Genomic DNA, 20,372 nt, shown 5'->3' on the forward strand with positions numbered 1-20,372 from the left:
CGGCATTATGCCGATTGTGCATAGGGCAGCGTTTTACAGCATTGGTCCGGAATAGCGCACAGGCCTAGTATCAAGGGCGTTCCGGCTTGGTCCGTGCCCATCTTGAGACTTTCTCTATCATGTCCTCCGCTGCATCATTTCGCATCGAAAAAGACTTGCTTGGCGTTCTCGAAGTACCCGCTGAAGCGTATTACGGCATCCAGACCCTGCGCGCAGTGCACAACTTCCGCCTCTCCGGCGTGCCGCTTTCGCACTACCCGAAGCTGGTCGTAGCGCTGGCGATGGTCAAGCAGGCAGCGGCGGATGCAAACCATCAGCTGGGCCATTTGAGCCCCGAGAAGCATGCGGGCATCAGCGAAGCCTGCGCACGACTGATCCGCGGTGATTTCCACGATCAGTTCGTCGTCGACATGATTCAGGGCGGTGCCGGCACCTCCACCAACATGAACGCCAACGAAGTCATCGCCAACATCGCGCTCGAAGCGATGGGCCATGCGAAGGGCGAATACAAATACCTGCACCCGAACAATGACGTGAACATGGCGCAGTCCACCAACGACGCCTACCCGACGGCTATTCGCCTGGGTTTGCTGTTGGGACACGACGCACTGCTCGCCAGCCTCGATAGCCTGATCCAGGCGTTCGCGGCCAAAGGTCACGAGTTCAACCACGTGTTGAAAATGGGCCGTACCCAACTGCAAGACGCGGTGCCGATGACCCTGGGTCAGGAATTCCGCGCCTTTGCCACCACCTTGACTGAAGACCTCAACCGCCTGCGCAGCCTTGCGCCTGAGCTGCTGACTGAAGTCAATCTGGGCGGCACCGCCATTGGTACCGGCATCAACGCCGACCCTGGTTATCAGCACCTGGCCGTTCAGCGTCTGGCGACCATCAGCGGCCAGCCGCTGGTGCCGGCTGCTGACCTGATCGAAGCGACTTCCGACATGGGTGCTTTCGTGCTGTTCTCCGGCATGCTCAAGCGCACCGCGGTCAAGCTGTCGAAGATCTGCAACGACCTGCGCCTGCTCTCCAGCGGCCCGCGCACCGGTATCAACGAAATCAACCTCCCTGCCCGTCAACCAGGCAGTTCGATCATGCCGGGCAAGGTCAACCCGGTGATTCCGGAGGCGGTGAACATGTGCGCCTTTGAGATCATGGGCAACGACCTGGCGCTGACCATTGCTGCCGAAGGCGGCCAATTGCAGCTGAACGTGATGGAACCGTTGATCGCCTACAAGATCTTCGACTCGATTCGCCTGCTTCAGCGCGCCATGGACATGCTGCGCGAGCACTGCATCGTCGGCATCACCGCCAACGAAGCGCGCTGCCGCGAGCTGGTCGAGCACTCGATCGGCCTCGTCACTGCGCTGAACCCGTACATCGGCTACGAAAATGCCACCCGTATCGCTCGCGTTGCACTGGAAACAGGCCGTGGCGTGCTGGAGTTGGTCCGTGAAGAGGGCTTGCTCGATGACGTCATGCTGGCGGATATCCTGCGCCCCGAGAACATGATTGCGCCGCGACTCGTGCCCTTGAAGGCTTGATCGTCCGGCTCTGCAGCACTTGCAACACGATCACCAGGCTGAGGGTCTAGACACCCCTCACCCTTTTGAGGGCCGGGAGCATACGCTTCCAGGCCCTTTTTTTTGCCCAGCGCCATTCGGGCTTGAAACAAACCGGATAAAGACTCCAATAACGCGCGCCGGTATAGTGCGCACCCTCTAAGAAAGCGAGGAAACACCAATGCTTGAAGTCATCAACGACTTCCTCTCGGGAAAAGTACTGATCGTGCTCATTGTAGGGCTCGGTGGATATTTCACGATTCGCTCGCGTTTCGTTCAGTTCCGTCACTTCTTTCACATGTTCGCGGTGTTTCGCGACAGTCTGCGCAGCAGCGCCGGCCAGTTGAGTTCATTTCAGGCTCTGATGCTCAGCCTCGCTGGCCGCGTCGGCGCAGGTAACATCGCAGGCGTCGGCATCGCCGTAACCCTGGGCGGACCCGGTGCGGTGTTCTGGATGTGGGTTACAGCCCTTGTCGGCATGGCGAGCAGCTTTTTCGAATGCTCCCTCGGCCAGCTGTACAAACGCTGCGACGCCGAAGGCCAATACCGCGGGGGTCCGTCGTATTACATTCAGCACGGTCTGGGCAAACGCTGGCTGGGCATGATCATGGCGGTGTTGCTGCTGGTGACCTTCGGTTTCGCCTTCAACGGCCTGCAATCCCACGCCGTGACTCACTCGCTCAATGACGCGTTCAAGGTCTCGCCAGGCTACGCCGGCGTCGGTCTGGCGATTCTGCTGGGCCTGGTGTTCGTCGGCGGGATCAAGCGCATCGCCAAGGTCGCCGACCTGCTGGTGCCGATCAAGACGCTGGTCTACATCGCCGTCACGCTGTACGTCATTGGCGTGCAGTTCGAACACGTTCCGCACATGCTGATGACCATCGTCAAAAGCGCGTTCGGCATGGATGAAGTGTTCGGTGGCCTGATCGGCAGCGCCATTGTCATGGGCGTCAAACGTGGCGTCTTCGCCAACGAAGCCGGCCTGGGCAGCGCACCCAACGTGGCAGCGGTCGCTCAGGTCGAGCACCCGGTTGCACAAGGTGTGGTTCAGGCGTTCAGCGTGTTCCTCGACACCTTCGTCATCTGCACCTGCACCGCGTTGCTGATCCTGCTGTCCGGTTTCTACACCCCGGGCTTCGAAGGCGATGGTATCGCGCTGACGCAGAACTCCCTCGCTGCGGTCGTCGGTGACTGGGGCAGGCTGTTCATCAGCGTGGCGCTGGCGCTGTTCGTGTTCACCTCGATTCTCTACAACTACTACCTGGGCGAAAACAGCCTGCGCTTCCTGCTGGGCGAGAACCGCAAGGCGATCTTCTTTTATCGCGTGTTGGTCCTTGCGCTGATTCTGTGGGGCGCAGTCGAGGATCTGGGCACGGTGTTCGCCTTCGCAGACATCACCATGACGCTGCTGGCCTTCGTCAACCTGATTGCGCTGGCGATGCTGTTCAAAATCGCGCTGCGGGTGCTGAAAGACTACGATGACCAGCGTAAAGCCGGCATCAAGACGCCGGTTTTCGACTCCAGCCAGTTCCCCGATCTGGACCTGGACCTGAAAGCCTGGCCAAAGCCTGATGCCGCTCACCCTTCGGCGCACACGGAAGCGATCAGCAGCAAACCCGTCGCGGACGCGCGTTAATCACTTGAACGTCAATCCAGGGAGACAGGCATGAATCGCGAAATTCACCCATCGGCCCGCCAGGTAATGGTGCTGTACACCGGTGGAACCATCGGCATGCAGGCCAGCGAAAACGGGCTGGCACCCGCTTCCGGCTTTGAAGCACGCATGGCTGAGCAACTGGCCGCACTGCCCGAAATGGTGGTGCCACAGTGGTCGTTCCGCGAAATGTCTCCCCTGATCGACAGCGCCAACATGACCCCTGCCTACTGGCAGCGCTTGCGAGAGGCGGTGGTCGATGCAATTGAAGCGCAAGGTTGCGATGCTGTGCTGATCCTGCACGGCACCGACACCCTGGCCTACAGCGCAGCGGCCATGAGCTTTCAACTGTTGGGCCTGAATGCCCCGGTTGTGTTCACCGGTTCCATGTTGCCAGCCGGTGTTCCCGACAGCGATGCCTGGGAAAACGTCAACGGCGCCTTGCAGGCCTTGGGTCAAGGGCTCGCCTCGGGGGTGCATTTGTACTTCCATGGCGAGCTGCTTGAGCCGACACGGTGCGCGAAGGTTCGCAGCTTCGGCCGTAACCCTTTCGCGGCGCTTAATCGCGCCCGGGGTGGTGAGGCTGTATCGGCGTTGCCGACGGCGCTGGATTACCGCCAGCCCAAGAAACTGGCGAATGTCGCCGTGCTGCCCCTGTTTCCCGGCATTGGCGCTGCACAGCTCGACGGTTTGATCGACAGCGGCATTCAAGGTCTTGTGCTGGAATGCTTCGGCAGCGGCACTGGCCCCAGCGATAACGCAGGATTCCTTGCCAGCCTGCAGCGTGCGTATCAGCAAGGCGTCGTGGTCGTGGCGATTACCCAATGCCACGAAGGCGGCGTCGAACTGGACGTATATGAGGCTGGCAGTCGTCTGCGCGATGCCGGCGTGCTGTCCGGCGGAGGCATGACCCGCGAAGCCGCATTCGGCAAGCTGCATGCACTGCTGGGGGCTGGTCTGGAGGGGGAGGAAGTACGACGGCTGGTTGAGCTGGATGTTTGCGGCGAGTTGCGTTAAAGCTACTCTGAAACCAGTAGGTTCAAACCCGGAGCCCTACTCCGCGAAAACGGAACCTACGAAGTAAGGCATGCAGGTGTGTGAGCTTAAGTAAGGTACCGGGAAATCCAGAAACTGGTGTTCTCACCCGGCCTTGGGTTAACCACCCATCCTCCTATGAGCAGCTTACTCTCTGCTCCTTCGTCATCCTTTATCTCTTCAGCAAAGGAAGTGAACAGGTACCCTGGAACCTTGGTCAGTACTGATCCCTGCTCACCAAAAGTTGTATCCAGCGTCCCGTCAGCGTTAATCCGGCTCAGAGTAAGCGCACTCGTATCACCGAAGGTTGTCCCGATGCCAATAGACAGCCCCGATTCCAGCGGTATGACGTAGCTACCGATATTACCCTCTCCCAATGGGATACTTAACGGCGCACCGCCGTTGAAACTCTGATCCGGCTTACCATCCAGACTTAGCTTTGTATACACTGCGGTTTGCTTTCCGATTGCCCCTAAAGCGCCCACCACAAATATTCCATCGCCTCGAATCGCAAGGTTTGCCACAAATCCACCGGCGCTGCCATCGCCATACGTAAACTTGCCCCCTTCTGCAAAACTTTTATCGACACTGCCGTTATCGAAAAACCGGGAAATCGCCATCTTGTCCCCAAGATTGCCAGCAACGTAGATCCGTTGTTGGCTGTCGAGCCGAATCCTTGAATAACTTTCTTGTGCCTTAGCGGTTGAATATACGAATCCGTCTTTACCAAACGACAGGTCGGTAACACCATCTTTGTGGATTCGCATCACTGCGCTGTCAAAATCGCCGTATGTTTTAATCGTTTCAGCAGTGATTAGAATCTTGCCATTTTCTTGAAGGGCCATCCCCCCTGCGATGCTATTAGGGTACTTAAGCGCCGGACGATGAATACCGTTAATACCGAAGCTGGTATCCATTTCTCCGTTATCTCCTACCTTAATGACAATAAGAGAATCGGACTCGCCCCCGGCGAGGTCGTACAGGCCCAATGTAAGTAAAACACCTTCATTGGGTACCACCAACGAGCCAGTCACGCGTACGCGATGCTCGAAGAGTTCCAGAAACGCATACCCACCGGTGCCATAGGACTCAACCAATTTGCCATTCGTATCGAGCCTTACCGTAACCACGCCGACTTTCTCGCCAGCGCGATAATTCAAACCCTTGGGGGTTGCATGAGTAATGACGCTCGTGGCGGGCTGTGCAAGCGAACGGGCTGGCGCTCCAGCAACATAGGTACCAATGATCAGATATCCGTCGCTTAAACGCTTGATATGACCGCCGGTGCTTTGATTAAGACCCACTGAAATAACGCCGTTCTCTCCAAAATTCGGATCTTGATCCCCTGGCTTCCGTTCGTTGCTCATCACTCATCCCTCAATGACTATCGAATACCGAGAGATAACAATAAGACTTCGGGGCACACGGCATAACTGTCAGTAATGACAGTGCTCAGTTCCTTTCGCGATAAACCGTGCCCTACGGAGACATAATGGAATGAGCGAGCGATTAGGCAATTCACACCGACGCCCGCTATAAAAGGCGTTCAATTCGACCTCGCGGAGGTCGAATTTCCGGGAACAAGCTTAGGTCTGCTACGAATAAGCAACCTCAGCCGGCCGCTTATCCATCGCATCCTGCAGCATCGAGTTCAGATTGCCGGAGATGTTTTCGCACAGCGCTTTCATCTGAATCTCGTGCTCGGAGACTTTGAAGGGGCTTTGCAGGTCTGTGCCGATTTTCTCGATTGCCAGCAGCATGAAGCCGACTACGGTGGACGCCAGCGGCGTGAACCATCCCAGCGTGTCAACAAGACCGATCGGCACGATGATGCAGAACAGCGTGATGAACAGGCGCGGGAACGTGACGTATGGATAGGGCAACGGCGTGTTGGCGATGCGCTCCATTCCGCCCTGATTGTTGGAGATTTCCACCAGCGTCGCTTCGAGCCGTTCAAGACGAATGCTGTCCAGACGGCCGGCTTTGTATTCCTGAGCGATGATCGCAGCGGACTCATTGAGAATCGCATTGGGGAAGTTGTTGGTGCGCGTGCGGCGCTCATACTCTTCCCGGGAAATCATAGCGGTGACCTGCTCGCCGCAATCGCTGCCCTTCAAATGAGCCGACAGGCATTCAACATAGGCCACATGCCGGCGCAACAGGGTGGCCTTGACCGGGTTCAGGCCGTCTTCGTCATCGATGAACGTCAGCACCTGCCGGGCGAAGCTGCGAGAGTTATTGACCAGTGCGCCCCATAAGGTACGCGCCTCCCACCAGCGGTTGTAGGCGCTGGTGTTGCGGAAACTGGTCAGTACCACCAGCGCGGAACCCAACAGGGTCAGGGGCATCGATGGCAGGGTGATCTTGCGATCGAGAAACAGCATGAAGTCGGCGGTGACGACAACGTCCCATATCAGAAGCCAGAACAAGGACCAACCGATGTAGGTAAACGTCCGGATCATGGTCCGGTACTTCTTGACGATAAATTCCTGCAAAAGCCACCCCCGTCGCAATACGTTGAATCAGTCGGCAAAGGCTCGACCCACAGCTTCGAATACCTGCGGGCAAGTTCGTTCGTTACGACCACAGGCTATATGTAACCAAATGCTCTCGGAAAGCTGAATCGGTTCTTCTCCTAGCCGGCTGACAGACTGTTCATGGAACGATAACGCCCTCCCCGTGCTCAACACCTATCTGGATGTTTCAGCTACCCGTCACGAGGAGAACGTTAATGAGCTCATCTGCCAATACTCCCTCCACCGAACGATCCGGCGCCGCGCGCACGTTCACGCCGCACACCGACCGCGACCAACTGACCATCAATACCATCCGCACCCTGGCCATGGATGCCGTGCAGAAAGCCAATTCCGGCCACCCCGGCACGCCGATGGCGCTGGCACCTGTCGGCTACACGCTGTGGAAAGATTTCCTGCGCTATCACCCGCAACACCCTGACTGGCCAAACCGCGACCGCTTCGTGCTATCGGTCGGTCATGCTTCGATGCTGCTTTATTCACTGCTGCACCTGGCGGGTGTGGTCGAGATCGACGAGCATGGCAAACCATCGGGCAAACCCGCGGTGAGCCTTGAGGACATCAAGCAATTTCGCCAAATGGACTCCAAAACCCCGGGCCACCCTGAATACCGCATGACCACCGGCGTGGAGACCACCACCGGTCCGCTGGGTCAAGGCTGCGCCAACAGCGTTGGCATGGCGATGGGCGAGCGCTGGCTGGGCGAGCACTTCAACAAGCCCGGCGCTACGCTGTTCGATTACAGCGTTTACGTGCTGTGTGGCGATGGCGACATGATGGAAGGCGTGACGGCCGAGGCGGCGTCGATCGCCGGGCACCTCAAGCTGTCGAACCTGTGCTGGATCTACGACAACAACACCATCAGCATCGAAGGTCATACCGAGCTGGCTTACAGCGACGATGTGCAGAAGCGTTTCGAGGGCTACGGCTGGAAAACCCTGCACGTCAAAGACGCCAATGACGCCAACGCGCTGGCTAAGGCGCTCCAGACCTTTCAGCACACCAGCGATGCACCGACCCTGATCGTGGTAGACAGCATCATTGGCTTCGGTTCGCCCAACAAACACAACACCTCTGCCGCCCACGGCGAACCGCTGGGCGATGACGAAATCAAGCTGACTAAAAAGGCTTACGGCTGGGATGAGAACAGCAGCTTCCTGGTGCCGGAAGATGCCCGCAATTACCTGCGTGATGCACTGCTGGAGCGTAGCGGCAGCAATTACGACGCCTGGCTTGCGACCTTTAACCAGTTTGAAAAGGACCAGCCGGAACTCGCCGATCAGCTCAAGCGCATGCGTGCCGGTGAAATGCCCGACGGCTGGCAAGACAAGCAGATGAATTTTGAGGCGGACGCCAAAGGCATTGCCTCGCGCGCTTCCGGTGGCAAGGTGTTGAACGCCTTCGCCGAGCAGATCCCGTGGCTCATTGGCGGCTCGGCCGACCTTTCGCCGTCGACCAAAACCAACCTCACATTTGAGGGTGCGGGCAGCTTCGAAGCGGGCAATTACGGCGGTCGAAACCTACACTTCGGCGTGCGCGAACACGCCATGGGCTCGATTGCGAACGGCCTGGCACTGTCCTACATCCGTCCATACACCTCGACGTTTCTGGTGTTCAGCGATTACATGAAGCCGCCGATTCGTCTGGCGTCGATCATGGAGTTGCCGGTGGTGTTCGTCTTTACCCATGACTCCATTGGCGTCGGCGAAGACGGCCCGACGCACCAACCCATCGAGCAATTGACTCAGCTGCGGGCTACCCCGGGTGTGCTGACGATTCGGCCGGGCGATGCCAACGAAACGGCCCAAGCCTGGAAAATCGCGCTGGCGCAGACCAGCAGGCCTTCATGCCTGGTGCTGTCGCGTCAGCCGCTGCCGACCCTTGATCGCTCGAAATACGCCAGCGCCGAGGGCCTGACCAAAGGCGCCTATGTGCTGGCGGATGCGGTGGAAGGCAAAGTGGACGTCATCCTCATCGCCACCGGCAGCGAGGTCGGCATGACCGTCGAGGCGTTCGAGACGCTCAAAGCCCAAGGCATTGCGGCGCGAGTGGTGTCGATGCCGAGCTGGGAATTGTTCGAGGACCAGGACAAGGCCTATCGCGACGGCGTGTTGCCGCCGGACGTTAAAGCACGGGTGGTGGTGGAGCAGGCGGGGCCGGTAGGCTGGGATCGGTATGTCGGTCAGACCGGCGCGAAGATCGTGATGAATACCTTCGGCGCGTCGGCCCCCATCGACAAGCTGCAAGCCAAGTACGGATTTACGGCGGAGAATATCGCCAAGCTGGCGAAAGAGCAGATCGCCGGTTAAACCCTGCGTAAGAGCGCTTGCCCGGAAATCGCGGGCAAGCGCTCTCCTTCCTTTAGATCACTCGATCAGCATCCGGTCAACACAGCGGGCCGACGCTCACCCTCAAAGAATAACGGCCGAATGCGCACGCCCACGGCGTTGCCCGCGAAGGCAGCGACCAGCCAAAGCCAGCCGTGCAAGCTGCCTGAGGCGATGCCGCTGAAGTACGCGCCGATGTTGCAGCCGTACGCCAGGCGCGAACCATAACCCAGCAACAGCCCACCGATCACTGCAGCGATTAGCGAGCGTGTCGGAATTTTCAGGCTCGGGGCGAACCGTCCTGCAAGGCCCGCCGCCACTGCCGCACCCAACATAATGCCGATGTCCATGACGGTGGTGATGTCTTCCCACACCGGCGCGGCCAAAGCCTTGGCGTTCGCCGGCATCTGCCAGAACGGCCAGCTGCCCACATCCACACCCAGACCACCGGCGACTTTCGCACCCCACAGTGCGAAGGCCGATGTGATGCCCCAAGGGCGACCCGCCAATGCCAAGGTGGCGTAGTTAAGCAATGCCAACCCTACGGCACCCCACACCAGCGGCCAGGGACCGCGGAGGAAGCGGCGCAAGCCAATATGTTCGCTGCTGACAGCCGCCTCCAGCTCCCCGTGCCGACGCTTTTCCAGCTTCACGGTGACAAGGGCAATGACTGCGAACAGGGCCAGGCTCATCAGCAGCGCCGGAATCACACCGAAGGTTTTAACGATGGAAGTGGCGGGAAACGACGGCAGCGAGAACCACCAATCGACGTGATGGGTGGCGATCAGCGAGCCAATGATGAAGAACAGCAAAGTGACGAGCATCCGCGCGTTGCCGCCGCCAACGGTGAACAGCGTGCCGGACGCACAGCCGCCGCCCATTTGCATGCCGATGCCGAAGATGAAGGCGCCGAAGACTACGGACACACCGGCCGGGGCCACGAGGCCGGTGACCGGCGTGCCGAACAGCGTACCGGCACCCAGCGCGGGGAAGAACAGCACCACCGCGACGGCCAGCATCACCATCTGCGCGCGCAAACCGGCACCGCGTCGCTCGTTGATGAATACCCGCCAGGCCGAAGTGAAGCCGAAGGCGGCGTGATACAGCGTGAGGCCCAGCGCAGCGCCCACGATCAGCAACAGCACTTGCCGGCCCCCTACGGCCGATTGGAGAAACAGAGCGCCGACCACCAACAAGAGGAAGGCGATCAGCGGCGCGCCGAGCTTGCGCTGCGGCGCCACAGAGAGAGGAAGACTCATGGGCGTATCTCGGAGAAGGATTGCGATGGGCGCGAGTATACGCCGGTGCCTGCTGGATGACGCGCCAACGCCCCCATCGGTTTGATCACAATCAAACCCGCCATGCACCTCGCAAGCGCGTCAGCGCAGAGGCGATATCGGCCTCGGGAACCGCTGCAAACCCCAGTACCAGGCCCGCCCGATCATTCACCGGCGTCTCTGACTCCGGCAGCCAGTACTCACTCAACGGCGCGACCTCGACGCCGACACTTTCCGCTTTGGTCACCAGTTCCGTTTCACGCGCTAAAGTGTCCACCGCGACGGTGACATGCAGCCCTGCAAGCGGCTTGATCATCGGGCTGCAGCCCTCAAGCGCCTCGGGCCAGCCAGCCAGCAATGCATCGCGTCGACTCAAGGCAGCCCGGCGCATGCGGCGAATGTGCCGTTGAAAGTGGCCCGCTGCGATGAACTCGGCCATGACCATTTGTGTACCCACCTCGGAATGACGCATGTCCACGGCCCGGCGCCGGCTGAATGGTTCTACCAGGTTGCGCGGCAACACCAGATAACCCAGACGCAGCGCCGGAAATGCCACCTTGCCGAAGGTCCCGACGTACAGCACGCGACCGCTCCGATCCAGCGCTGCCAACGGCGCCAGCGGTGCGCCGCTGTATCGGTATTCGCCGTCGTAGTCGTCTTCGACGATCCAGCCCTTATTGCGCTCGGCCCATGCGAGCAGTTCCAGCCGCCGCGCCAGGCTCATCGTCACGCCCAGCGGGTATTGATGGGAGGGCGTCACGTAGGCCAACTTGCAGCCTGAATCATCGCGCGCCGGACTGCGCATGCCCTGCGCGTCAACCGCCATGCCCTGCAACCTGGCGCCAGCCACCCCGAAGGCATGACCGGCAGCGCGATACCCCGGATTTTCGATCGCCACCACATCGCCCCGCTCAAGCAGCAGCTGTGCACAAAGGGTGATTGCCTGCTGCGCGCCATTGGTGATCACAATTTGCTCAGGTGCACAGCGCAGATCGCGGGACGTCCTCAAATAAGCTGCGATGAGCTCTCGCAGTCGCCATTCGCCAGCCGGGTCGCCATAGCCCAGATGCTGCATGCCCGGCTTACGCCAGAAAGCCGCGTGCAGCTTGCCCCACGTGTCGAAGGGGAACAGATCGAATGCCGGAACCCCTGTTCGAAACGCCTTCGGCAGACCGCTTTTTGTCGGCCACAGATGATGCTGCTCCAGCGTCTGAATCGCACTGCTGTGGATAACATTGTTCGACAGTTCTGCCGCAATTGTCGGCGGTTTTGTGGATAAACCTGTTGATAAGCCTGGTGATAACCCTGTGGACAGGTTTGTGGATAGTTTTTTTGCCGCCCGTGGTTTCTCCTTCAACAGTGCGACATAAGTGCCGTCGCCTACACGGCTTTCAGTGAAGCCTTCGGCGTAGAGCTGGTCATAGGCGCGCACTACACTGTTGCGGGAGATGCCGAGGGACGACGCCAGATCCCGGCTTGCCGGCAAGCGCGTGCCTCCAGACACGCGGCCGTCGAGGATGCGCTCGCGCAGCGTCTGATAGAGCTGGCGGCTAAGACCATGGCGGCGGTTCAGCTCGATGCCGGCGAAATCGAAGGTCAGTGCTGGCATGGGTACGCGCATCGGATTGGCCCTATGAGATTGATCATTAATGGCTCTTACAACGGACCATTAGGCTGCCTAGGATTGGCTCAGCCGCCAAGGAAAATCTCATGTACACGCCCAGCTATTTCAAAGACGAAGACCTCGCCAGCCTGCACGGGCAGATAGAAGCCACCCGCCTGGCGACCCTGGTCACTTTTGACGAGAGCGGTTTGCAAGCGAGTCATATCCCCTTGCTGCTCGAACCCACTCAAGGTCCGCAAGGGACGCTGTATGGGCATCTGGCCAAAGCCAATCCGCAGTGGAAAGCCCTCAAGACGGGCGCCGAAGCACTGCTGATTTTCCAGGGTGCGGACGCCTACATCAGCCCGTCTTTTTATGCCGCCAAGGCTGAGCACGGCAAAGTGGTGCCCACGTGGAATTATCTGGCGGTGCACGTGTATGGCCGTGCTGATGTGTTCACTGACCCCGAGCGGCTGCTGCAGGTTGTCACCGGCCTGACCAACAAGCACGAAGCCAGCCGCGCCGAGCCTTGGGCTGTCAGCGACGCGCCCGCTGATTACATCGAAAAAATGCTCAACGGCATCGTCGGTTTTGCGATTCCCATCGAGCGGCTTGAAGGCAAGCGCAAGCTCAACCAGAACCGCAGCGCCGAAGACATTGCCGGCGTCAGCCAGGGCCTGGCACTCAGCCAAGACCCATCCGATCGGAAAATCGCTCAATTGATGAGCCAGGGAGCACCGCGTGTCTGACCTCCACATCCGCCCCGTCACTGCTGAAGATCACGATGCCTGGCTGCCGTTGTGGCACGCCTATCTGACCTTCTACAAAACCACGCTCGCCGATGCGGTCACACAGAGCACCTGGCAGCGGTTTCTGGACACCAACGAGTCCACCAACGCCGCCCTCGCCTGGCAGGACGGCAAAGCAGTGGGCATGGTGCATTTCATTTATCACCGCTCCAATTGGAGCATCAGCAATGCCTGCTACCTGCAGGACTTGCTGGTGGTGCCGGAACAGCGCGGCACGGGCGTTGGCCGCAAGCTGATCGAGTACGTCTACGCGACCGCCAAAGAAGACGGCGCCGACAAAGTCCATTGGCTCACCCACGAGACCAACGCAACCGCCATTCAGCTCTACGAGCGCATCGCTGAGCGGCCGGGCTATATTCAGTTTCGCAAACCGTTGTAAGACCAGGAACTCTCGATATGTCGGACCTCACACAATGGCAACCGGCCAGGCTGCCGGACACGCGCACGCTGCAAGGACGCTTCATTCGTCTGGAAAAACTCGACGCCGCACGCCATGGAGATGGGTTGTGGGAGGCGCTGGAAGGTCCTGCCGCTGACCCCAAATTGTGGGATTACCTGTTCGTGGGTCCCTTCCCCGAGCGCGGCGCATTCGATGACTATCTCGCAGGGCTGGAAGGCTCGACCGACCCGTGGTTCTACACCGTCATCGACCAACAGACCGGCGCCATCGACGGCTTTCTGGGCTTGATGTCCATTTTCCCGAGCGCGGGCCGCATCGAGATTGGTCATGTCACCTTCGGCGCCTCGATGCAACGCACCCCCAAAGCGACCGAGGCGGTTTACCTGCTGGCGAAGGAATCCTTTGCGCTGGGCAATCGCCGCCTGGAATGGAAATGCAACGCCAACAACGCCCGCTCCAAGCGCGCGGCCGAGCGTTTCGGGTTCAGCTTCGAGGGCACATTCCGCCAGCATTCGGTGTTCAAGGGGCAGAATCGCGACACCGCCTGGTACTCGATCATCGACAGTGAATGGCCGGCTGCACAGCAAGCGTTCGAAGCATGGCTGGCTGTGGATAACTTCAAAGACGGTCAGCAAATCAGAACGCTGGAGGAGATACGCAACTAATCGCACGGTTGAGTAGGAATTATCTGAAAAAGCTGCGAGATCATCACGGCTGGAAAATCCCGGGCTAGCCTGAAGGACGTCCACAGGAAGTGGACGCCCTATCTCATTCAAGGAAGACTCACATGCAAAATCTGACTCAAACAAAAGCGGCCCCCGAAAATCCGTGGCGAGTGCCCGCTCCCATTCTCCACAACGGCAAATATGGCAGCGTGATCATTGATCGTGGTTCGCTAAAAAAGGCAGTGGCCGGATCCAACAATCATTATCTGTTCAGCGAAACAGGCGTCGGCGTGCAGTCTCTGGTGATCGTCGGTACAGCGGTCCAGGTCACCGAGTTCTTGCTTGACCATCAACTGCGCGGCATTGAATCGCAGATCAAGAGCCTTCCGCATCTCTACATGGGCATCACCACTTACAAACCGAACGAGCGATTCTCAGGGGTATTTCCTGCCAATGAGTTGCTGAGCAGTGTCGCTGGTTTCCTGGGTGGGCTGATTCCAGCACCCGACTGGTCGGGAATTCTTGCGGCTCCCGATCAGTTGGCCAGCCTCAAAAAAGCCATCAACGGCGTGGATGCTGCGCAGAAGGCCAAAGGCAATGTGCTTTACGTGAAATTCAGCTATTTGCAGGAAGATAAAATGGTGCTTGTCGGCACGGGTAAAGCGTCGTTCAAAGACGTCCTGCATGTCTTCCAGAAGCACTACAAGAATCGCTGAGCGCCCATTCACCCAGCTTGGGTTCAGGACAAAAAAAAGAGGAGCCACGAGAGCTCCCCCAGAGGTAACCGTCAAGCCTGCCGCGTCTGTGCGCGGCAGGCCGTTAACTGTGCCGCAGCTGTGTCAGCCCTCGATTTCGACCAATATCTCGCCCGGGTTTACGCGATCGCCTTTCGCGACATGGATGGCCACAACCTTGCCAGCGATTGCAGCCTGGACTTCGGTCTCCATCTTCATCGCTTCGGTGATCAGCACTGCCTGACCGGCGCGGACGGCATCGCCCTCCTTCACCAACACGTCGACGATATTGCCCGGCATCGAAGTGCTGACATGGCCCGGCTTGCTGGCCTGCGCACGCTTGCCGATGCCGCTGCCGACGAACTCGTTAAGCGGCTCGAACACCACTTCTTCCGGCATGCCGTCGATGGACAGATAGAAGTGGCGCTTGCCCTCGGCCTTGACGCCTACGCCGGTGATATCGACGCGGTAGCTTTCGCCGTGAACATCGATCACGAATTCGGTCGGGACGCCTTCGCCGCCTGCTTTCGCCACTGCGCCCGGCTCTGGAATCGGCAGCAGAGGCTCTGGCGCCAGAGTGCCCGCCGCACGCTCTTCGAGAAACTTGCGGCCGATGTCCGGGAACATCGCGTACGTGAGCACGTCCTCTTCGGTGGTGGCCAACGCGCCGATTTCGCCGCGCAGCTTGGTCATTTCAGGCTTCAGCAGGTCGGCCGGACGCACATCGATCAGCTCTTCATTGCCGATGGCCTGACGGCGCAGTGTCTCGTCCACCTGCCCCGGCGCTTTGCCGTAACCGCCAGCCAGGTAGAGCTTCACTTCGTTGGTGATGGTTTTGTAACGCTCGCCGGCCAGCACGTTGAAAAATGCCTGGGTGCCGACGATCTGGGAAGTCGGGGTCACCAACGGCGGATAGCCCAAGTCTTTGCGCACCCGCGGAATCTCGGCCAGCACTTCGCCCATGCGGTTCAACGCGCCCTGCTCTTTGAGCTGGTTGGCGAGGTTGGAGATCATGCCGCCCGGCACTTGGTTAACCTGCACGCGGGTATCGACCGCCGTGAATTCGCTTTCGAACTGGTGATACTTCTTACGCACGGCGTAGAAATACAGGCCGATTTCCTGCAGCAGTTCCAGGTCCAGGCCGGTGTCGAATTCACTGCCTTTAAGTGCCGCAACCATCGACTCGGTACCCGGGTGGCTGGTGCCCCAGGCAAAGCTGGAGATCGCGGTATCGATATGGTCGGCACCATTTTCGATAGCCTTCAGCTGGCACATCGCAGCCAGGCCCGCGGTGTCGTGGGAGTGAATGAACACCGGCAGCGATTGCTCGGCTTTCAGCGCCTTGACCAGCTCGCCCGTGGCATAAGGGGTCAGCAGGCCGGCCATGTCCTTGATCGCGACAGAATCGCAGCCCATCGCTTCCATCTCTTTGGCCTGCGCGACAAACGCGCCAATGGTGTGCACCGGGCTGGTGGTATACGCAATCGTGCCTTGGGCATGTTTACCGGAAGCCTTTACCGCTTCGACCGCTACGCGCAGGTTGCGCACGTCGTTCATGGCATCGAAAATGCGGAACACGTCGATACCGTTATCCGCCGCCTTGGCGACGAAGGCTTTGACCACGTCATCGCTGTAGTGGCGATACCCCAGCAGGTTCTGACCGCGAAGCAGCATTTGCAGACGCGTGTTGGGCAGCGCCGCGCGCAATTGGCGCAGGCGCTCCCACGGATCTTCCTTCAGGAAGCGCACGCACGCGTCGAAGGTCGCACCGCCCCACACTTCCAGCGACCAATAGCCGACTTTGTCGAGCCTGTCGCAGATCGGCAGCATGTCCTCGGTGCGCATGCGGGTCGCCAGCAGGGACTGGTGGGCGTCGCGCAAAATGGTGTCGGTGACATGGATCTTCTTGGTCATTTTTATCTCCTCAGAGCTGCAAGCGCCAAGCTGCAAGCCTCAAGCAAAGGCCGATCGCGCTCTTGCTTACAGCTTGCCGCTTGTAGCTTGCAGCTAACGTGTTCATAGGCCAGCGTGTGCAGCGATGGCGGCGGCGATGGCCAGGGCCAGCTCTTCGGGTTTGCGCTTGATCGAATAATTGGTCAGCTCGGGATGGCTCTCAACGAAGCTGGTATTGAACTGACCGCTGCGGAATTCCGGGTTGCGCAGGATCTCCTGGTAATACGCGGCCGTGGTCTTTACCCCCTGCAGACGCATGTCATCCAGCGCACGCAGACCGCGGTCCATTGCCTCTTCCCAGGTCAGCGCCCAGACGATCAGCTTCAGGCACATGGAGTCGTAATACGGCGGAATGGTGTAGCCGGTGTAGATCGCCGTATCGGTGCGCACGCCGGGACCGCCAGGCGCGTAATAACGGGTGATCTTGCCGAAGCTCGGCAGGAAGTTGTTTTTCGGGTCTTCCGCGTTGATGCGGAACTGCAACGCGAAACCGCGATGGATGATGTCTTCCTGCTTGACCGACAGTGGCAGCCCCGACGCAATGCGGATCTGTTCGCGAACGATGTCGATCCCGGTGATTTCCTCGGTGATCGTGTGCTCGACCTGTACGCGGGTGTTCATCTCCATGAAATACACCTCGCCCTCGGCCAGCAAGAACTCCACGGTGCCGGCGTTCTCGTAGCCCACGGCCTTGGCAGCACGCACGGACAGGTCGCCGATGTAGGCGCGCTGCTCCGGGGTTAGTTGCGGACTCGGGGCGATTTCGATGAGCTTCTGGTTGCGGCGCTGGATCGAGCAATCGCGCTCAAACAAGTGCACGACATTGCCAAAGCTGTCGCCGAGGATCTGCGCTTCGATGTGCTTGGGATTGACGATGCACTTTTCGAGAAAGACTTCGGCCTTGCCGAATGCCTTGGTCGCCTCGGAAATGACCCGAGGAAAGGCCTGCTCCAGCTCTTCCCGGCTGTTGCAGCGACGAATGCCGCGACCGCCGCCGCCAGAAGTGGCCTTGAGCATGACGGGGTAACCGATGCGATCGCCTTCAACCAGTGCTTCGGCAATGTCGGCCACGTTGCCTTCCGTCCCGGGCGTCACCGGCACGCCGGCCTTGATCATGCTGCGGCGAGCTTCGGTCTTGTCGCCCATGCGGCGGATCACTTCAGCGGACGGACCGATGAACTTGATACCTCGTTCTGCGCAGATATCAGCCAACTCTGCGTTTTCCGACAAAAACCCATAGCCGGGGTGCAACGCGTCGCAGCCGGTTTCAACGGCAAGATTCACCAGCTTCCGCGGGTTCAAATAGCCTTCGAGGGGCTCCGAGCCAATACCGTAGGCCTCGTCGGCACGCTTCACGTGGAGCGCGTGACGGTCCGCGTCGGAATAGATCGCCACCGAGCGGATGCCCATTTCGGCGCATGCGCGCACGATTCGGACAGCGATTTCCCCACGGTTGGCGATCAGGATTTTTTTTATCACTGGTATTTCCTCGACCGATTAGCAGACGGACCAGATAGCTGGCCAATACCGCGCGACATTCCGTAACTGCATGTTGCTCGCAGGTGAGGGCACCCTATGACGAATCAGCAATTAACAAAAATGAGTAAATATTGGGTGAACCATAAGCAAAACCTTATAGTTGCCAATATCAGCTAGACAGCCAGGGATATAAAAATGCGTAAGTCATTGATGCGAATGACATTGCGTCAATTGCGGATCTTCAATGAGGTCTGTGACTTGCGCTCTTACAGTCGGGCGGCTGAAGAAATGTCGCTGACCCAGCCTGCCGTCAGCCTGCAGATTCGTCAGCTGGAAGAGCTGGTCGGGCAGCCTTTATTCGAATACGTGGGCAAGAAGCTTTATCTCACGGAAGCCGCCGAGGCGCTGCAGCTCGCCAGTCGCGACATCTTCGGTCGGCTGGAGAACCTCGACATGCAACTGTCCGACATGCAGGGCTCGCTGCAGGGGCAGCTCAAACTGGCGATCGAATCCAGTGCCAAGTATTTCGTCCCACACCTGTTCGCGGCCTTCAAGCGTAAATATCCGGAAGTCATGCTCAACCTGACGGTCGTCAACCGGGCGCAGGTGATTCGGCGACTCTCGGATAACCGCGATGACCTGGTGGTGATGTCGATGGTCCCGCAGGACATGGGCCTGGAGTTCTTGCCCTTTCTAAATAACCCGATCGTCGCCGTCGCGCAGCCGGATCATCCGTTGACGCTGTTGCCCAATCCGACGTTGAAGGATCTGGAGTCGGCAACACTGGTGGTCCGCGAACAGGGCTCGGGGACGCGCAAGGCGTGTGAGGAGTATTTCAAGGAGAAGCGCGTTCACTTCGAGCACACGCTGGAGGTGTCCTCGGCTGAAGCGCAGCGTGAATGCGTGGTGGCGGGGCTTGGCGTCGCACTGCTGACGCGTCATGCGCTGAGCCTGGAGCTTGCCACTGGCACGCTGATTGAGCTGCCAGTGGCCGAATTGCCGCTGTACCGAAGCTGGTGCGTCGTACAGGCACGGGACAAACGTCTGTCGCCGGTGGCTCACGCGTTCCTGTCATTCATCCGGACGGAGCGCACACAGATCAGCGAGCTGGTCGCGCGCTTTGATGGCCACCTTCCGAAGCGCTAGCGCTCTGCCAGAAGTGCGCGGTGGCGCCATCCAGGTAGTTCGAGAGTTCCTGGTTCAGGCGGCGCTCTTCTGAATGGCTTTCGATTGCACGCCGGAACGCCATGCGGCGCTGGTCTTCCTGCTGACGGCGGGTTTTGGTGCTGGAGGTGCTGTGCTGCTGCGAGTCATCGTAGTGCCGAGGCATATCCTGTCTCCCATTCGTGTGCGGGAGTACAGAGTGGCGGGGCGCGGTGACGATCAGACGTCGGAAGCGTTACAGGTTGGTGAAGGTTTCAGCACTGCGCAGGTTCAGCTCAATCTTCGGACGATTTGATCGACTTCGGCGACAACCGCAGGCTGCGCAAGCTGCGCTTCACGCTCTTCAGGTGATTGACCAGGCTCGGGCCGCGCGCCATCGCGACGCCCATCGCCAGGACATCAATGACCACCAGGTGCGCGATGCGTGAGGTCAACGGCGTGTAGATCTCGGTGTCCTCGTGCACGTCGATGGCGAGGTTGACCGTGGACAACTCGGCCAATGGCGTCTGGCTCGGGCACAGCGTAATCAGGTTGGCGCCGCTCTCGCGCACCAGATTGGCGGTGATCAGCAGATCCTTTGAGCGACCTGACTGCGAGATACACACCGCGACGTCGGTGGGCTTGAGCGTTACAGCCGACATCGCCTGCATGTGCGGATCAGAGTAAGACGCCGCCGTCAGCAGTAGTCGGAAGAACTTGTGCTGGGCGTCAGCCGCGACTGCACCGGAGGCGCCGAAACCGTAGAACTCAACCCGATGCGCGGCCGCCATGACCGTCACCGCCGCCTGCAAAGCATGGGGATCGAGCTTTTCGCGCACTTCTATCAGCGTGTGCAGCGTGGTGTCGAAAATCTTCAGGCTGTAATCGGCGACGGAATCGTCTTCGTGGATGGCAAACTGCCCGAAGCTCGCGCCGGCGGCGAGGCTTTGCGCCAATTTGAGTTTCAGATCCTGAAAACCGGTGCAGCCAATGGCGCGGCAGAAACGCACGATGGTCGGCTCACTGATACCGACCGCATGCGCCAGATCGGCCATGGAGCTGTGCATCACGGCCGCCGGATCGAGCAGCACGTGATCGGCTACTTTCAGCTCCGACTTGCGCAAGAGATGGCGTGACTGGGCGATGTGCTGCAACAGATTCAAAGGACAGGACTCAAGTGAAGGAAGGGCCGGGCTG

The 20,372-nt window shown here is 59.4% G+C and carries 17 protein-coding genes; 9 read left to right on the forward strand and 8 right to left on the reverse strand.

All coding sequences use genetic code 11. The features are described 5' to 3' along the window. The first annotated feature begins 119 nt into the window (after window positions 1-119). From ACYAR8_RS23155 to ACYAR8_RS23165, 3 genes are all read left to right on the forward strand, one after another. A complete protein-coding gene (locus ACYAR8_RS23155; protein ID WP_074885936.1) occupies window positions 120-1,544 on the forward strand; it encodes an aspartate ammonia-lyase in 1,425 nt (474 codons plus the stop codon). A 199-nt stretch (window positions 1,545-1,743) separates the two neighbouring features. Beyond that, on the forward strand, window positions 1,744-3,198 hold the full coding sequence (locus ACYAR8_RS23160) for an alanine/glycine:cation symporter family protein (protein ID WP_074885939.1): 1,455 nt from the start codon (window positions 1,744-1,746) through the stop codon (window positions 3,196-3,198). Between the two features lie 30 nt (window positions 3,199-3,228). Beyond that, window positions 3,229-4,233 (forward strand): asparaginase, encoded by a 1,005-nt coding sequence (locus ACYAR8_RS23165; RefSeq protein WP_463581164.1) that lies wholly within the window; start codon window positions 3,229-3,231, stop codon window positions 4,231-4,233. An 86-nt stretch (window positions 4,234-4,319) separates the two neighbouring features. Here the strand turns inward: ACYAR8_RS23165 and ACYAR8_RS23170 are convergent, their stop codons facing one another. Further along, complete coding sequence (locus tag ACYAR8_RS23170; protein WP_463581165.1) at window positions 4,320-5,618, reverse strand: NHL repeat-containing protein; 1,299 nt, start codon at window positions 5,616-5,618, stop codon at window positions 4,320-4,322. A 228-nt stretch (window positions 5,619-5,846) separates the two neighbouring features. Next, complete coding sequence (locus ACYAR8_RS23175; RefSeq protein ID WP_463581166.1) at window positions 5,847-6,713, reverse strand: bestrophin family protein; 867 nt, start codon at window positions 6,711-6,713, stop codon at window positions 5,847-5,849. Window positions 6,714-6,982: 269 nt separating this feature from the next. On the opposite strand from ACYAR8_RS23175, the gene tkt reads away from it, so the two are divergent. Then, entirely contained in the window at window positions 6,983-9,094 is a 2,112-nt protein-coding gene (gene tkt / locus ACYAR8_RS23180; protein ID WP_108121219.1) for a transketolase, read from the forward strand. Between the two features lie 65 nt (window positions 9,095-9,159). Here the strand turns inward: tkt and ACYAR8_RS23185 are convergent, their stop codons facing one another. Both ACYAR8_RS23185 and pdxR read right to left on the reverse strand, forming a co-directional pair. Next, window positions 9,160-10,371 (reverse strand): YeeE/YedE family protein, encoded by a 1,212-nt coding sequence (locus tag ACYAR8_RS23185; RefSeq protein WP_463581167.1) that lies wholly within the window; start codon window positions 10,369-10,371, stop codon window positions 9,160-9,162. A gap of 91 nt (window positions 10,372-10,462) precedes the next feature. Further along, window positions 10,463-12,010 (reverse strand): MocR-like pyridoxine biosynthesis transcription factor PdxR, encoded by a 1,548-nt coding sequence (gene pdxR, locus ACYAR8_RS23190; protein ID WP_463581168.1) that lies wholly within the window; start codon window positions 12,008-12,010, stop codon window positions 10,463-10,465. 89 nt (window positions 12,011-12,099) lie between these two features. On the opposite strand from pdxR, the gene ACYAR8_RS23195 reads away from it, so the two are divergent. The 4 genes from ACYAR8_RS23195 to ACYAR8_RS23210 all read left to right on the forward strand — a co-directional run bounded on the left by ACYAR8_RS23195 (window position 12,100) and on the right by ACYAR8_RS23210 (window position 14,582). Then, window positions 12,100-12,741, forward strand: a complete 642-nt coding sequence (locus tag ACYAR8_RS23195; RefSeq protein WP_074885961.1) for an FMN-binding negative transcriptional regulator — start codon at window positions 12,100-12,102, stop codon at window positions 12,739-12,741. Beyond that, on the forward strand, window positions 12,734-13,180 hold the full coding sequence (locus ACYAR8_RS23200) for a GNAT family N-acetyltransferase (protein ID WP_463581169.1): 447 nt from the start codon (window positions 12,734-12,736) through the stop codon (window positions 13,178-13,180). Before ACYAR8_RS23195 ends, ACYAR8_RS23200 begins: the two co-directional genes overlap by 8 nt. Before the next feature lie 17 nt (window positions 13,181-13,197). Continuing rightward, window positions 13,198-13,866: a GNAT family N-acetyltransferase gene (locus ACYAR8_RS23205; RefSeq protein ID WP_463581170.1), complete on the forward strand. Its 669-nt coding sequence runs from the start codon at window positions 13,198-13,200 to the stop codon at window positions 13,864-13,866. Window positions 13,867-13,988: 122 nt separating this feature from the next. Further along, complete coding sequence (locus ACYAR8_RS23210; protein ID WP_463581171.1) at window positions 13,989-14,582, forward strand: hypothetical protein; 594 nt, start codon at window positions 13,989-13,991, stop codon at window positions 14,580-14,582. 123 nt (window positions 14,583-14,705) lie between these two features. Here ACYAR8_RS23210 and oadA read toward each other — a convergent pair whose 3' ends face one another. Then, window positions 14,706-16,514: a sodium-extruding oxaloacetate decarboxylase subunit alpha gene (gene oadA / locus ACYAR8_RS23215; protein ID WP_108121226.1), complete on the reverse strand. Its 1,809-nt coding sequence runs from the start codon at window positions 16,512-16,514 to the stop codon at window positions 14,706-14,708. Window positions 16,515-16,616: 102 nt separating this feature from the next. Beyond that, a complete protein-coding gene (locus ACYAR8_RS23220; RefSeq protein ID WP_074885974.1) occupies window positions 16,617-18,032 on the reverse strand; it encodes an acetyl-CoA carboxylase biotin carboxylase subunit in 1,416 nt (471 codons plus the stop codon). A gap of 195 nt (window positions 18,033-18,227) precedes the next feature. Here ACYAR8_RS23220 and ACYAR8_RS23225 point away from each other — a divergent pair, with 195 nt between their 5' ends. Continuing rightward, entirely contained in the window at window positions 18,228-19,178 is a 951-nt protein-coding gene (locus ACYAR8_RS23225; protein ID WP_108121227.1) for a LysR family transcriptional regulator, read from the forward strand. Here ACYAR8_RS23225 and ACYAR8_RS23230 read toward each other — a convergent pair. Together ACYAR8_RS23230 and hexR are read right to left on the reverse strand one after the other, a co-directional pair. Beyond that, on the reverse strand, window positions 19,132-19,362 hold the full coding sequence (locus ACYAR8_RS23230; protein WP_074885980.1) for a PA3496 family putative envelope integrity protein: 231 nt from the start codon (window positions 19,360-19,362) through the stop codon (window positions 19,132-19,134). The genes ACYAR8_RS23225 and ACYAR8_RS23230 overlap by 47 nt on opposite strands. Window positions 19,363-19,471: 109 nt before the next feature. Next, window positions 19,472-20,338: a transcriptional regulator HexR gene (gene hexR / locus ACYAR8_RS23235; RefSeq protein WP_065988147.1), complete on the reverse strand. Its 867-nt coding sequence runs from the start codon at window positions 20,336-20,338 to the stop codon at window positions 19,472-19,474. Window positions 20,339-20,372: the final 34 nt, after the last annotated feature.

This window comes from Pseudomonas sp. HP_01 (assembly GCF_055284355.1).